Below are 12,710 nucleotides of genomic sequence, written 5' to 3'. Positions count from 1 at the left end.
TGTCATCGTCATTTTATGTAGAACACGTTGTCTCACATGCCAGCTAGAAAAACAAAACCCCTGCCAAGAACGTCATCCTGGCAGGGCGCTTCATTCGGTTTATCGTTATACGATAAAGCATGGGAAGAAGCAAGTGCAGGTGCATGTGCAGAAGCAGGAACAGCTACAGGAGCAGAAGCAGGAACAACTGCAACTACAACTACAACTACAACGCCCGCAGCGGCCACAACCGCATCTACCACATCCACATCGGCCACGAACAAGCGTCGCTTCATTCATTTTTTGTTTATCCCAACGCTGTACGTGATCCGATTTTATTTCGGAAGCCTTTAGTTTTTTTAGCTCTTTTTTGAAATCATCCATTCATCTTCACCTCCGCCACTTCATGGAGCTACTCTAGATTTATGAAGTGACATTAGGTATTCGTTCCATGATCATGCGCCCATTTTTGGTTTAACTTGAGAAGATCCAGCTATGCCACAAGATTCCCAGACAAAAAAAGAAGCCGCCCTCTAAGTGAAGGCAGCTTGGATGATCACTGATTTACAGTTTGAAGATAATGCCCATCAGTGAATAAATAATCACCGTCGAGAACAGCACCGTCATATGAATCAGCGAATAAATAAACATCGTTTTCGACCATTTTTGTGAATCCATTTTCCGGTATCCAAAAACACTCAGAACCAGCCATAAAATATTCAGGAGCAGCGCCATAAACGTAAGACCAACGCTTAATGACCAAAATAGAAAACTACTAGCAATTAAAATAACCAAATAAACATTGGTTTGAATGTAGGTACGTCTTGCACCTTTGACCACGGGCAACATTGGAACCCCAGCCGCCTTGTATTCATCATGCTTGCGAATCGCGATCGCATAGAAGTGAGGCATTTGCCAAATGACCATGATGATAAAGAGACCAAGGATAGCAGGATGCGTAATATCCGGGTGAATGGCAGCCCAACCGATGAGCGGGGGCATTGCGCCAGAAATACTCCCTACCTCCGTGTTATAAACCGTTCTTCTTTTGGTCCACATCGTATAAGGCACGACATAAAAAAACAGTCCGAGAAAACCCATGATAGCAGCCAACGGTGATGCCAAGACGAGAGCCACCAAGCCAAAAATCGTCATCAGGGATGCTAGCCATAAAACGGTCTTCGTTGATATATCGCCTGTTACCGTAGGTCTGTTCTTCGTCCGCTCCATGACAGAATCGATATCGCGATCATATACGTTATTAAATGCACCCGCTGCGCCCATGATTAAAATAGAGCCGATTGTAGCAAATAAGATTTCTGGCAGCTTGTCAATTAGACTGAAGTGATACGTATATAAAGCCAATGTTAATCCGGCAAACATCGGAATCAGATTCGATTTGATAATTCCCGTCTTAACCGTTTGCGCCAAAATATTGGACATAGGCCGATTCCGCGTTGCAACGTTTTCTTCCCTCTGCATTCGTACACTGTCCCCTCTTACTAGATGATCTATCTCTATCGTACTCCAAAATAGCATGACATAGTAGACGGTTAAATCCTACAAAACTGCCATTTGCATCTTACATACCAATAAGGATTTAAATACTATATGGAATGTTAATTCTATATGGTATGCTTGTCAAGAGAAGGAGGAGGACGAATGAACAGACGCAGATTAACCCAAGCAGAGCGTAAACAGGAAACACGGCAATTGCTCATTGACGCAGCTATCGAGACCTTTGCTCAGTTAGGCTTCCACGGGGCTTCCGTTGATAAAATCGCAGACCATGCTGGCTTTACCAAAGGAGCTGTTTATGCTCATTTTCAGTCCAAAGAAGATCTCTTTCTCGCTATTTTGGAAGGTCAGATGCAATTACATGTGTCGAATATCCATCACGTAATTCATCACCAGCCATCATTATCGCATTTTATAGAAGCCATGGACGCCTATTTTATGTCCGTTCAGCAACAAAATCGTACATGGAACATGCTGAACCTGGAATTTTTGCTTTATGCCATGCGCGAAGAGTCTGTTCGAAAGCGATGGTCGAACATGATCATCGAGTCGGTACAGCATCTTTCCCAAGCCATTCAGACATTGATGCCAAAAGAAAATGACTCTACTCTATCCGCGGATGAAATGGCATGGACGATTCTTGCTTTAGAAAATGGCATGGCTATCTTTTATTACATGAACAGCGACCAGATGCCCCTGTCTTTATACGGAAAAGCTTTGCAAAACATGCTATCGACAAAATAGCGAGTGCCTCATGCTAGATTGTTTCTGACTGGACAGTCCGTTGTTTCATGATTCGATTGACTCTCTCAGAACCATATAGCATGAACGCAATGTAGAAGGCTATAAAAAACGGTAAAATCGAAACGGTCGTCTGTGCAGCAAGCCAACCTAGCAACGGAGGTAGAAACGTGGCCCCCGTGTACGCAACTGCCATCTGATAGCCCATCAGCTTTTGCGTTTGCTCTTTCCCAAAGCGTTCTGGGGTATCATGCAGCATACAGGGATAAATCGGAGCGAAGCCTAACCCGAGCAACAGAAAACCGATTACCGAACAGAAGATTGGTAATGGCAACATCAACAGCGCTGCCCCAGCGAATGATATGAGAAGTCCACTGCGAATCAGGACGCGGTTGCTCACTTTGAAGGTAACAAAGCCCGTGATAAATCGCCCCACAGTAATGCCACCGTAATACATGGCTACCCACACCGCTGCCGCAGCCGCAGGTAGCTCTTTTACATTTACCAAAAAGCTACTCCCCCATAATCCTACAGATGCTTCAGCCCCACAGTAGAACAGAAAGGTTAGCAAAGTCAGCTTGACGCCTTTTATCCGTAAAGGTTGCTCGCTCAGCCCATGAGACTGCTGAACATGTGGCTCTTTGGCAGCATGATTCTGTATGTTTTCCATCCGTTTCCACAAAGGAAGCGTAAACGCTAGAAGCACGACTAACGCAAATTGTATGAGCGAAACAGTCAAGTATCCATTCCGCCATAAACCATAATCGCGCATAAATCCAGACATGATAATAGGGCCAAGTGTAGCACCCACACCCCAGAAACAATGCAGCCAGCTCATATGATGCGCTTGATAATGCGTGGCGACATAATGATTCAAGGCAGCATCCACAGAGCCGGCACCGAGTCCCATCGGCAATGCCAATACCATCAACCATAAAATCGAAGGGGCAAAAGAAAATCCGAGCAAGGCTGCTGCCGTCATCAAACAACTGATCAGCGTGATCCGTCCTGTTCCCAATCGTTTTAATAATGCACCGCTCATCAAGCTAGATACGATCGTTCCAGACGCAATCACAATGTTAATCACACCAGCCATACCAAATGCCGCCCCATATTCTGCTTGCATGACCGGCCAAGCTGCCCCCAGTAATGAATCGGGAAGGCCCAAGCTGACAAACGACAAGTAAATCATGATCAAAAAGAATGTTGCCACGATCCCCCGCCCCCTGCTCGTTTTACATTCTTACAGTGAGTCTGTTCAGCAATTTCTCTCCCTCTGTTTTGAATCGCTTGTTCCTTTCAAGAAATTCGTTCACTTCATGTAATTGGGCTGGCCGGTAGCCTGGACCACCACAGCCACAAGAATGATAGGTAAACCCATGCTGATAGAGGATTTCAACCTTTTTCCACTGCTTCACATCCGTTTGCTTCGGAGCCTTGAAATCATGCCCCATCTCCTTCATTCCCTCACCACATTGCGGACAGCTATGCTTGATCTTGTTCCATTCTTCCTCCGTCATCTCATACTTGGAGGTTTGCTTGAACACTTTTCGGCAAGGGAAACAGGCGTATATTTGTTTATACGGACCATACATCCCATATCGACACATGATGATCAACCCCTATCTTATTTATCTGCAAGTTTCTCTTTTAATTGGATGGCGAGCATTCTCCAGCGTTTTCGTTCCTCCGATTCCGCGATTTCCTCCTCGTCCATTTCCAGCCAGTAGTCGGCATCCATCCATTCATACATATCCAAAAGAGTGATCGTTGCACAGGCAGGATTCTCAAAAGCCGCAATCATCGCCTCCGGTCCGTCATCCCAGTTGTAGCCATTCACTACAGCATGAAGGAGAACAGATGAATCAAGCAGACTGATTTTCTTGCACCGCTTGTGCTCAGATTCCTCATATAAAATATCGTCCACCGTTTCCTCTTCCTCAGAAGACAGTATTAGACGTACTGCGCCTTTCGTTTCGAGCAGCAGGTCTGCAATCGCTTTGTCGTTCCTAGCCACATTCCAAGCAGTAGCCAAAATGCCATGCTTAGAGTCAAGCTCGGCTCCCTGTTGCAGCAGTCGTTTTACGGCATCGACCTGCTTGAATTTGACGGCTTTTTTCAACGCGGTATCGCCCAGCTTATCTTCCGCTTCCAGCTCTGCGCCTTTATCCAATAGCATCTGAATTGCTTCTGGCGGCATTCGGTTTGTGATAAAAAGCATCAGCGGTGTTCGCCCGCGTTGATCCCGTTCGTTAATATCTAATTGATCTACTGCTGCTCGCACGATCTCAAGATCCTTTGTCTTGCTGACGTATGCCCATTCCATCCGACTTCTTCTCCTCTGCTTCTATTAGACAACTCCCTTTCCGTTATTGCTATGTATCCCCTTGGCTACCTCCTCATTGCGAATAAATGTTCATCAGTTCTGCCAAATGCGTTTTTATGCCGTCCACTATTTCTGGTGAATGCTGTACAGTCACTTCTTTCCCCAACCCAATCAAGAACTTTGAAAAAAACAAGATGTCACTTCGCGCTACATTTCCTTCCAACCAACCACTTCCATCCTGCCGCACATGCAGCATGGATGCAAGCCAAAGTTCAGCCTCACAAGCCTGCACACCTTCAATCGTCAGCTCCGCAATTAAGTGGACCGTGTCCTGATCCTCCACTGTTTTGATCCGCCGATTTTCCAGGTGAATGTCTCGAAGATCCAATGGCTTCGATGCCGATTGTTCGGCCGAATGGATACGGTCACAACGAAACACACGAATATCTTGATGTTGATAACAATATGCCGGGCAGTACCATAAACCGTTTTTTGTATAAATTCCAATCGGCTGCATCTCCCGCTTGGATTGTTGTCCGCGTGTTTCATAAGTGATAAGGAATACTTTTTGTTGGATGGCGGCATCCAGTAACGCCGATAAATGTGGGGAGCTTGCTTGCCGCTTCGGTGTTACGAAATCAACACGTCGTTTCATCTGATCTATGCGATCGCGAATATCCGGCGGCATGAACTGATAAAATTTGTTCAGCGCCGAGGAGGATTCTGTCTCAAATGGCAGAGAGGTATGGTGTCGAAGTGCATGGATCGCGAAAAAGATTGCGACCGCTTCCTCCTCGGAGAATGCAATAGGAGGCAAAATCCTTTCCTTCAAAACATGATATCCGCCATGCGGTCCCACCTCAGAGTACAAAGGCACGCCTAACTCACTCAGCTCTTGCAGGTCCCGGAGTATGGTTCGCCCTGAAACGCCAAATTCGTTAGCAAGCTCACTCACAGTAAACTTGCGCTTCCGGTTGACAGTCATCATCATTTCCAGCAGTCTTTTTGATTTTGGCATGGCATAACTCTCCAAATGCTTTTATTATGACAATTCCTGTCACTATTATCTGTTATTGTGTAGGAGAAGTCGAGTTGGACATGACGCTTATGATAAATAAGGAGGAATTACTATATGCTTCAGCCACAAGAAAACAGGACGATAACAAGGAAATTTTTCCAATCAGGTAACGTAAAACTATCTTACCTCGATTTTGGCGGGGGCAGTCAAAGAGTTTTGCTCCTGCTGCATGGTCATATGAATGATTCACGAACTTTTTCAGCGTTTGCTTCCAGATTCACAGATTGGCGCGTGATTGGATTGGATCAACGAGGTCACGGTTGGAGCGAGCATGCCCCAGATACGGATTATTCACGTGAAGGCTATCTCAACGACATTCTCGCCTTTGTTCAGACCGTGTTGGATGGAGCTCCTGTTACGATCGTCGGGCATTCTTTAGGAGGCGTCAACGCTTATCAATTTGCTGCCCGTTATCCCGAGCTTGTGAACGCAGTCATCGTGGAAGATATCGGCGTAGAAATTAAGGCCGACTTATCCTTTGCAGAAAAACTCCCACATCGCTCCCCTTCTTTACACGATCTTAGGAAATCCCTCGAAGAAGCCGGGGTTCGGGCAGTCGATTATTTTTCGGAAAGCGTATTTGAGGATGAACAAGGCTGGGGATTCCGTTCTGATTTAAAAGGCATGCCTATCTCTCAACGACACATTAACGGGGAATGGTGGAACGAATGGCTGGCGTCTTCTTGCCCGATCTTGCTGATTCATGGCAAAAAAAGCTTTGTACTGGATGAAAGTCAAGCCGAGCGCATGGTTACCCAAAGGCCAAACACAAGGCTTGCAAGTTTTGCTGAGTGCGGGCATGATATTCATTCTACTGACCCTGATGGATATTATCAGGCTGTAAGAAGCTTTCTTGACGAGTTGAAAGAATAAATAGAGGCTCCTCCATAGCAAACAGCCAACCCTCTAAGGATTGGCTGTCATTTACATGATAGCATTTTGTGTTTAATTCTCTTTTTGGTTGATAACGAGTGTACAGCTAAAATTTAGTCTTAGGCTGATGTTGTTAATCCCATAATGTTTTTGAAGCTCATATATTGGCAACCTCAGTCGAATTTAGTTTTAGACTAATCCGTCCAAAGAACAACAGCGGCAATCTAGGACCATAGAATAAAATCCTAGACTGTCGCTGTTTATGTCAGCATTCCTTTTCAGCTAACACCTTTTTGGTTTCTTTCTGGGTTTTATCGTCGCGAATGACTAATAGCACCCAAAAAAAAAATTAATGCTGTACCCATCCAAAAAGACAAACCAATCTGTTCGTCTAGTAATAACCAACCTAAAAAAGCACCAACTATCGGCTGGAAAAAGAAAAATAATCCGCCACTGGAAGCGTTAAGCTTTTGCAAGCCTCGATTCCACAACAAAAAGCCACACGCAGTAGAAATGACCCCCAAGTATAGCAGACCTCCCCAAATAGAGGTGAACTACCAGAAACGACGCTTTTCCAACGATACTTCCAAAACGATTTCGTCCAACCATGCCTCATACCATTGCAAAAAGGACAGATGACCAAGATCTTCGTCTGAGAGTGTCTCAGGAAATATACCGCCAAAATCTCCTCTGTAATCACTCCATACTTTCCCATATTCACGACCTTTTACAACGAGTAGGCTCAGACCACCTCCGCCCCAATCGCAAACCCGGATAGCGCCAGTTATCCGTTCGACCGAAAAGTAATATTCCATCAATTTATCTTTATCCGAAGAGCCATTCTCTATTGCGTGTCTTAACGGCTCATAGTTCCAAGCCGATACATACGCGAAATCTTTTTCAGTATCAAAGATGTCCGGATTTCCTACGGGTATCCTCGGGTCTATGATTGTTTCCGTGCCAAGCGGAATGAGTCCATAGCCAGGACCAAACCCTCCATTCCCTATTTCGGATAAAAAACATTTGAAGTCATCAGGGAGTTTAACATTCAATTGTTCCTCAAATAAAGAAATTTCATCAGCATTGAGCGTAGGATTGAAGAATATAGCATTTTGCTGGGGAGGTAGCGTTATTTTTTTCTCTCTAATTTCATCTATTTTTTGCAAAATTGATTTAATAGCTGCTATCATGGAACCTCCTTAACACACACTTTTTCCTCCGATAAATATGTTTAAGGCTGAGCCTATTCATAAAAAATGTAACCGAATTCTAAAGTGAAAAAATACCCCAGATAAACAAACAAAAAGTCTATCTACCTGCATCGGCATTATGTAGAATCATGGTGCTAAACGTACGGACTTCTTTACCTTTGGGGGTGATGATGCAGGCGACGATATTCTTTTTGTGAACGTCAAGCCCGCAAACATGGGTGTATACGACGTCCATCCAAGAACACTCCTTACGGCAGCAAGATTAAAGGTCTGGTGCAACAACCACATATGGTTATTCTATCCTGCGTGCTTCCCCATTGGAGCAACAATCTGTGGTGCACCTGGTCGTTGAGGTCAGTCTAAAACTCGGGCTCGAAGCACCATTGACTGCCGACCTCCCTTCGCCAGCCGTAAGGTAATTATATCGCAATCCGCCCATTTTCATCGTCTGCTGGTGACGCGTGAGCGGCATGGGCGTCTGATACATTATTTTCAGTGGACAACGAGATTCGTCCTCGAACTTGAAGCCACTGTCTTCTTTTTTTGCAAAGATAGGAGGAGAATAAATGTCACCCGTTATAGTATTCCCTGTAAGGTGTGATAATGCTTACATAGTCACTCCCATATTTCTCTTCCAGCACTTGGCCGAAATCCTTCTCGATCTGACCCATGATGATGTCATGGTAGAAAGCATTTTGCAGTAACTCAATGAGAGACGGGTGGTCGGTCTCCAGTATAGTGGGCTTGATCCCTCGCCCAAAGCTACCCAGCAATGCCGAATGTGCATCGCAAAGAATAGAGAACTTCCTGGATTGCACTTGATTCCATTCCGCACTCCTTTTATGTACGACAATATTTTTTAGCTTTGCATGGCATTCGCCAATGGATATTAGCGTGACAGCAACCCCTTGTTTTTCTGCTTCTACCAGCGGTTCTTCTACCCAATGAACATCTTCAGACCAAATATCGACAACAATGCTTTTGTTTGCATTTGAGACGATACGTTTGATGGCTGTTTCAATCGCTTTGTCACCTTGCCAATTATAAAAGGAAGGAGACGTTCTGGGGGTGGATTTTAACTGTTCTTGAAGGACACGGGTTGTTTGATCAAATTCCGATTGTAACAAACGAATCAGTTGCTCGATTGGTACCGCATCATAAAGAACAGGCTCCGATTCGATCATGCGGCACATGCCCTTTTCCGTCAATGCTCGAAGGGCAGCGTATACGTTCGTCCGAGAGACGGAAACTTTCTTGGCCACTTCATATCCAGATATTTTCGGTTCCTCGTGAAGCACCAAATAACATCTGGCTTCCAGGTCTGACAATCCGATTTTTCGAAGCTCATCAATCAAGGTGTTACCTCCTTTCTTTTTAGTAGTATAAATGAATACTGCTATAAATGAAAAAAGAACTGTAACAGAGAGGCATTTCTGTCACAGTTCTTTCATGCTCGTTACAAATCCAACATATTTTTTTCCAGAAAATTCGTAGCGAAATTCCCTGCGACAAAGTCAGGATGCTCGAGCAGCTTCTCATGGAAGGGAACCGTCGTATGCACGCCTTCGATGACAAACTCACCTAGTGCCCGCTTCATACGAGCCAATGCTTCGTTGCGATCTGTTCCCCAAACGATCAGCTTGGCCACCATTGAGTCATAGAAGGGGGAGATTTCGTAGCCAGGATAAACGGCACTGTCCACGCGTACACCGTAACCGCCAGGCGGCAAGTAATTGATGACCTTCCCTGGTGATGGCATAAAGTTCTTCGCAGGATTCTCCGCGTTGATTCTGCACTCGATTGCCCATCCGTTGATTTTCACGTCTTCTTGTGAGAAGGATAACGGATTGCCTGCTGCGACAGATATTTGTTCTTTGATCAAGTCGATCCCTGTGATCATCTCTGTCACAGGATGCTCTACCTGAATGCGTGTATTCATTTCCATGAAGTAAAATTGGCCGTGCTTGTCGAGCAAAAATTCAACGGTACCTGCTCCGTGGTACGAAACCGCTTTGGCTGCCGCCACCGCAGCTTGCCCCATTTGCTCGCGGAGAGCTTGGTCCAGCGCAGGAGATGGTGCTTCTTCTACCAGCTTTTGGTGACGACGTTGGATGGAGCAATCCCGCTCTCCCAAGTACACCACGTTGCCATGCTTATCACCCATGATTTGAATCTCTACATGCCGCGGCTCTTCTACATATTTTTCCAAGTACACACCGGCGTTGCCGAATGCCGTCTCCGCTTCTTTCTGGGCTTGCCGAATCGCCTTGGACAACTCTTCGGCGTCAAAAGCGACACGCATGCCTCTTCCGCCGCCTCCAGCCGTTGCTTTTACGATGACAGGATAGCCGATTTTCTCCGCCACCTGCAATGCCTCATCGATGTCTTCAATCAAGCCGTCGGTGCCGGGAACTAATGGAACATTTGCTTGACTCATCGTTGCTTTTGCTACGGCTTTGTCACCCATTTTGGTGATTGCTTCCGGATCTGGACCGATAAAGGTAATGGAGCAATCTTGGCAAAGCTGGGCAAACGAAGCGTTTTCCGCCAAGAAGCCATAGCCCGGATGGATAGCGTCTGCCTTCGTGTGTAGAGCAACCGTCATAATCCGTGCCATGTTCAAATAGCTGTCCTTGGACGCCGTAGGTCCGATGCAATACGCTTCATCCGCCAATTCTACGTGCAATGCTTCCCGGTCCGCCTCAGAAAAGACAGCGACTGTACGTATCCCTAATTCCTGACAAGCGCGGATAATGCGGACAGCGATTTCGCCGCGATTGGCAATTAATACTTTCGTAAACATAGGCCCTCTCCTTCCTACTGAGTTTTGACAACAAGCAAAGCTTTTCCATAATCGACAAACTGACCATCCATGACGAGAATTTCCGTGATGATTCCGCTAACGGGGGTCGTAATATCCGCAGATAGCTGAAGAGCATCGGCCGTGCAGCGTCCAACCTTTTCGCCTGCTTGAACGGTCTGCCCTACTGTCACTTCCGCATAGAACAGTCCTACTCCCGGCGACATGACTTGTTGTGTCACTTCTTCCTCAGGTGCCTCAGTAACAACATTGACAGACTCAGCAGTGGCGGCTGCCTCCTGATAGCCATGCTCCACTTCGCCCACCTGTACAGGTGTATTGACAGCCACGACTTCGACTGGTGCGCTTTTCTTGATCACGATGCGGGTCTTCCCCTTCTCCCATTCCAACTCCTCAATGGAAGACTGATTCACCAGCTTGATGAATTCACGCAGTTCATGCAGCTTCATAGCACGATCAGAGCTCCTTTCTTTTTTCGTGTAAGAAAGCTTAAGTACAACATGTCAAAGCGACTTTGCTTAAGCTTTCTGGAGCGGATAAAAACTTTCCGCTAAAACGCGGTCGCTCATCCATGAAAAGACCTCGAAAATAGTTTTTTTACAATGGGATATTGCCGTGCTTTTTGTACGGACGGTCTTCCTGCTTGTTTCTTAGCATTTCCAGGGCTTGCGCGACTTTTTGGCGGGTTTCACGCGGATCGATGACGTCGTCCACCATCCCGAGACTTGCCGCGACATATGGATTGGCGAACTTTTCACGATAGAGGGCTATTTTCTCTGCGCGAGTCGCTGCTGGGTCCTCACTTTGTTCGATTTCCTTTGCAAAAATGACGTTGGCTGCCCCCTCGGGACCCATGACGGCAATCTCTGCATTCGGCCATGCATACACGACATCTGCCCCAATCGATTTGGAGTTGAGCGCCACATAAGCGCCTCCGTAAGCTTTGCGCAGAATCACGGTGATTTTGGGAACCGTTGCTTCTGAGTATGCATACAAGATTTTCGCCCCGTGACGGATAATCCCTCCATGCTCCTGATTGATTCCCGGGAAAAAGCCAGAGACATCTTCAAAGGTCAGCAGTGGAATGTTGAAGCAGTCGCAGAACCGGATGAACCGTGCCAGCTTATCCGATGAATGAATGTCCAGCCCACCTGCCATGACCTTCGGCTGGTTCGCGATAATGCCGACACTGTGTCCATCGATACGCGCCAGACCGACCACGATATTGCGGGCAAAGTTTGGCTGTACTTCCATGAAATCACCGTGATCCACGATTTTTTCGATGACCTTGCGCACATCGTATACTTTCGTGCTTTCAGCAGGTACCAGCTCCAAAAGCTCCTCCTGCCAACCATTATTCTCCTCTGCTTTTATCACAGGCGCGCGATCACGATTGTTTTGCGGAAGGAAGCTGAGCAGCCTGCGCACTCCTTCCAGTACTTCCTGTTCGGTTTCTGCCGTAAAATGGGCATTGCCGCTCACCGTCGAATGGACTTTGGCTCCGCCTAGGTCCTCTGCGGATATTTTTTCACCTGTAACGGTTTCGATCACTTTTGGTCCTGTGATGAACATTTGACTCGTCTTCTCTACCATGAACACGAAATCCGTAATCGCTGGCGAGTAAACGGCTCCTCCCGCACACGGACCGAGGATGACAGAGATTTGCGGAATCACGCCGGAGTAAATGGCATTGCGGTAAAAAATCGTGCCGTAGCCATCCAGTGAGCTTACCCCTTCTTGAATACGTGCGCCGCCGGAATCGTTCAGACCGATAAAGGGAGCGCCGTTTTTCGCTGCCAAGTCCATTACCTTGGCGATTTTCATGGCGTGCATCTCTCCCAGAGCACCGCCAAACACCGTGAAATCCTGCGCGAACAAATAGACAGGGCGACCGTTGATTTTTCCGTAGCCCGTCACGACGCCCTCGCCTGGTGCCTCCATCTGGTCGAGGCCAAAATGCGTAGCGCGATGCTCAACAAACGGGTTCAGCTCCATAAAGGTGTCTGGGTCAAGCAGAAGCTCGATCCGCTCACGTGCGGTCAACTTGCCGCGGTTATGCTGGGCATCGATGCGAGCATCTCCGCCGCCAAGCTGGATTTTATATTTGCGTTCCATCAATTCATCAATTTTTTCGTACATATTGCTGCTCATATGGGCCACCAT

14 protein-coding genes and 1 pseudogene are annotated in these 12,710 nt (G+C 46.6%); 2 read left to right on the top strand and 13 right to left on the bottom strand.

What is annotated here, in order from left to right:
* Positions 1–105: 105 nt before the first annotated feature.
* Together FO446_RS13960 and cyoE are read right to left on the bottom strand one after the other, a co-directional pair.
* Entirely contained in the window at positions 106–363 is a 258-nt protein-coding gene (locus FO446_RS13960; RefSeq protein ID WP_221867029.1) for a heterocycloanthracin/sonorensin family bacteriocin, read from the bottom strand.
* A 180-nt stretch (positions 364–543) separates the two neighbouring features.
* A complete protein-coding gene (cyoE, locus tag FO446_RS13955; RefSeq protein WP_173609324.1) occupies positions 544–1,461 on the bottom strand; it encodes a heme o synthase in 918 nt (305 codons plus the stop codon).
* Between the two features lie 180 nt (positions 1,462–1,641).
* Here cyoE and FO446_RS13950 point away from each other — a divergent pair, with 180 nt between their 5' ends.
* A complete protein-coding gene (locus FO446_RS13950; RefSeq protein WP_173609325.1) occupies positions 1,642–2,241 on the top strand; it encodes a TetR/AcrR family transcriptional regulator in 600 nt (199 codons plus the stop codon).
* A 13-nt stretch (positions 2,242–2,254) separates the two neighbouring features.
* Here the strand turns inward: FO446_RS13950 and FO446_RS13945 are convergent, their stop codons facing one another.
* The 4 genes from FO446_RS13945 to FO446_RS13930 all read right to left on the bottom strand — a co-directional run bounded on the left by FO446_RS13945 (position 2,255) and on the right by FO446_RS13930 (position 5,582).
* Entirely contained in the window at positions 2,255–3,451 is a 1,197-nt protein-coding gene (locus tag FO446_RS13945) for an MFS transporter (RefSeq protein ID WP_221867030.1), read from the bottom strand.
* Between the two features lie 22 nt (positions 3,452–3,473).
* Positions 3,474–3,848, bottom strand: a complete 375-nt coding sequence (locus FO446_RS13940; protein WP_173609327.1) for a hypothetical protein — start codon at positions 3,846–3,848, stop codon at positions 3,474–3,476.
* Positions 3,849–3,865: 17 nt separating this feature from the next.
* Positions 3,866–4,564, bottom strand: a complete 699-nt coding sequence (locus FO446_RS13935; protein ID WP_173609328.1) for a DUF4274 domain-containing protein — start codon at positions 4,562–4,564, stop codon at positions 3,866–3,868.
* 73 nt (positions 4,565–4,637) lie between these two features.
* Positions 4,638–5,582: a helix-turn-helix transcriptional regulator gene (locus FO446_RS13930; protein WP_237900911.1), complete on the bottom strand. Its 945-nt coding sequence runs from the start codon at positions 5,580–5,582 to the stop codon at positions 4,638–4,640.
* Positions 5,583–5,696: 114 nt separating this feature from the next.
* On the opposite strand from FO446_RS13930, the gene FO446_RS13925 reads away from it, so the two are divergent.
* Positions 5,697–6,515, top strand: a complete 819-nt coding sequence (locus FO446_RS13925; RefSeq protein ID WP_237900909.1) for an alpha/beta fold hydrolase — start codon at positions 5,697–5,699, stop codon at positions 6,513–6,515.
* A 265-nt stretch (positions 6,516–6,780) separates the two neighbouring features.
* Here the strand turns inward: FO446_RS13925 and FO446_RS13920 are convergent.
* The 7 genes and pseudogenes from FO446_RS13920 to FO446_RS13890 all read right to left on the bottom strand — a co-directional run.
* Positions 6,781–7,063 (bottom strand): annotated as a pseudogene (locus FO446_RS13920) (DMT family transporter); the annotation flags it as partial.
* A 6-nt stretch (positions 7,064–7,069) separates the two neighbouring features.
* Positions 7,070–7,705 carry an SMI1/KNR4 family protein gene (locus tag FO446_RS13915; protein WP_221867034.1) on the bottom strand — a complete coding sequence of 212 codons (636 nt, stop codon included), beginning with the start codon at positions 7,703–7,705 and terminating at the stop codon, positions 7,070–7,072.
* A 118-nt stretch (positions 7,706–7,823) separates the two neighbouring features.
* Positions 7,824–7,961, bottom strand: coding sequence for a hypothetical protein (locus FO446_RS13910; protein ID WP_157448618.1), 138 nt, complete (start codon positions 7,959–7,961; stop codon positions 7,824–7,826).
* Between the two features lie 334 nt (positions 7,962–8,295).
* Positions 8,296–9,081, bottom strand: a complete 786-nt coding sequence (locus tag FO446_RS13905) for a TrmB family transcriptional regulator (RefSeq protein ID WP_221867035.1) — start codon at positions 9,079–9,081, stop codon at positions 8,296–8,298.
* 101 nt (positions 9,082–9,182) lie between these two features.
* Positions 9,183–10,529 carry an acetyl-CoA carboxylase biotin carboxylase subunit gene (gene accC / locus FO446_RS13900; RefSeq protein WP_237900908.1) on the bottom strand — a complete coding sequence of 449 codons (1,347 nt, stop codon included), beginning with the start codon at positions 10,527–10,529 and terminating at the stop codon, positions 9,183–9,185.
* Between the two features lie 14 nt (positions 10,530–10,543).
* Positions 10,544–10,996, bottom strand: coding sequence for an acetyl-CoA carboxylase biotin carboxyl carrier protein (locus FO446_RS13895; protein ID WP_221867036.1), 453 nt, complete (start codon positions 10,994–10,996; stop codon positions 10,544–10,546).
* A 148-nt stretch (positions 10,997–11,144) separates the two neighbouring features.
* Positions 11,145–12,710 carry an acyl-CoA carboxylase subunit beta gene (locus tag FO446_RS13890; protein WP_237900906.1) on the bottom strand — a complete coding sequence of 522 codons (1,566 nt, stop codon included), beginning with the start codon at positions 12,708–12,710 and terminating at the stop codon, positions 11,145–11,147.

The organism is Brevibacillus brevis (assembly GCF_022026395.1).
Taxonomy (GTDB): domain Bacteria; phylum Bacillota; class Bacilli; order Brevibacillales; family Brevibacillaceae; genus Brevibacillus.
Note: the sequence above shows the minus strand (reverse complement) of the source record. Positions and strands in the feature narration are given on the sequence as shown.

What these genes read in the sequence shown, in the direction of transcription:
- FO446_RS13960 (WP_221867029.1), bottom strand. Translation starts at nt 363, where the DNA reads ATGGATGATTTCAAAAAAGAGCTAAAAAAACTAAAGGCTTCCGAAATA.
- cyoE (WP_173609324.1), bottom strand. Translation starts at nt 1,461, where the DNA reads ATGCAGAGGGAAGAAAACGTTGCAACGCGGAATCGGCCTATGTCCAAT.
- FO446_RS13950 (WP_173609325.1), top strand. Translation starts at nt 1,642, where the DNA reads ATGAACAGACGCAGATTAACCCAAGCAGAGCGTAAACAGGAAACACGG.
- FO446_RS13940 (WP_173609327.1), bottom strand. Translation starts at nt 3,848, where the DNA reads ATGTGTCGATATGGGATGTATGGTCCGTATAAACAAATATACGCCTGT.
- FO446_RS13935 (WP_173609328.1), bottom strand. Translation starts at nt 4,564, where the DNA reads ATGGAATGGGCATACGTCAGCAAGACAAAGGATCTTGAGATCGTGCGA.
- FO446_RS13930 (WP_237900911.1), bottom strand. Translation starts at nt 5,582, where the DNA reads ATGCCAAAATCAAAAAGACTGCTGGAAATGATGATGACTGTCAACCGG.
- FO446_RS13925 (WP_237900909.1), top strand. Translation starts at nt 5,697, where the DNA reads ATGCTTCAGCCACAAGAAAACAGGACGATAACAAGGAAATTTTTCCAA.
- FO446_RS13915 (WP_221867034.1), bottom strand. Translation starts at nt 7,705, where the DNA reads ATGATAGCAGCTATTAAATCAATTTTGCAAAAAATAGATGAAATTAGA.
- FO446_RS13910 (WP_157448618.1), bottom strand. Translation starts at nt 7,961, where the DNA reads ATGGACGTCGTATACACCCATGTTTGCGGGCTTGACGTTCACAAAAAG.
- accC (WP_237900908.1), bottom strand. Translation starts at nt 10,529, where the DNA reads ATGTTTACGAAAGTATTAATTGCCAATCGCGGCGAAATCGCTGTCCGC.
- FO446_RS13895 (WP_221867036.1), bottom strand. Translation starts at nt 10,996, where the DNA reads ATGAAGCTGCATGAACTGCGTGAATTCATCAAGCTGGTGAATCAGTCT.
- FO446_RS13890 (WP_237900906.1), bottom strand. Translation starts at nt 12,710, where the DNA reads ATGGTGGCCCATATGAGCAGCAATATGTACGAAAAAATTGATGAATTG.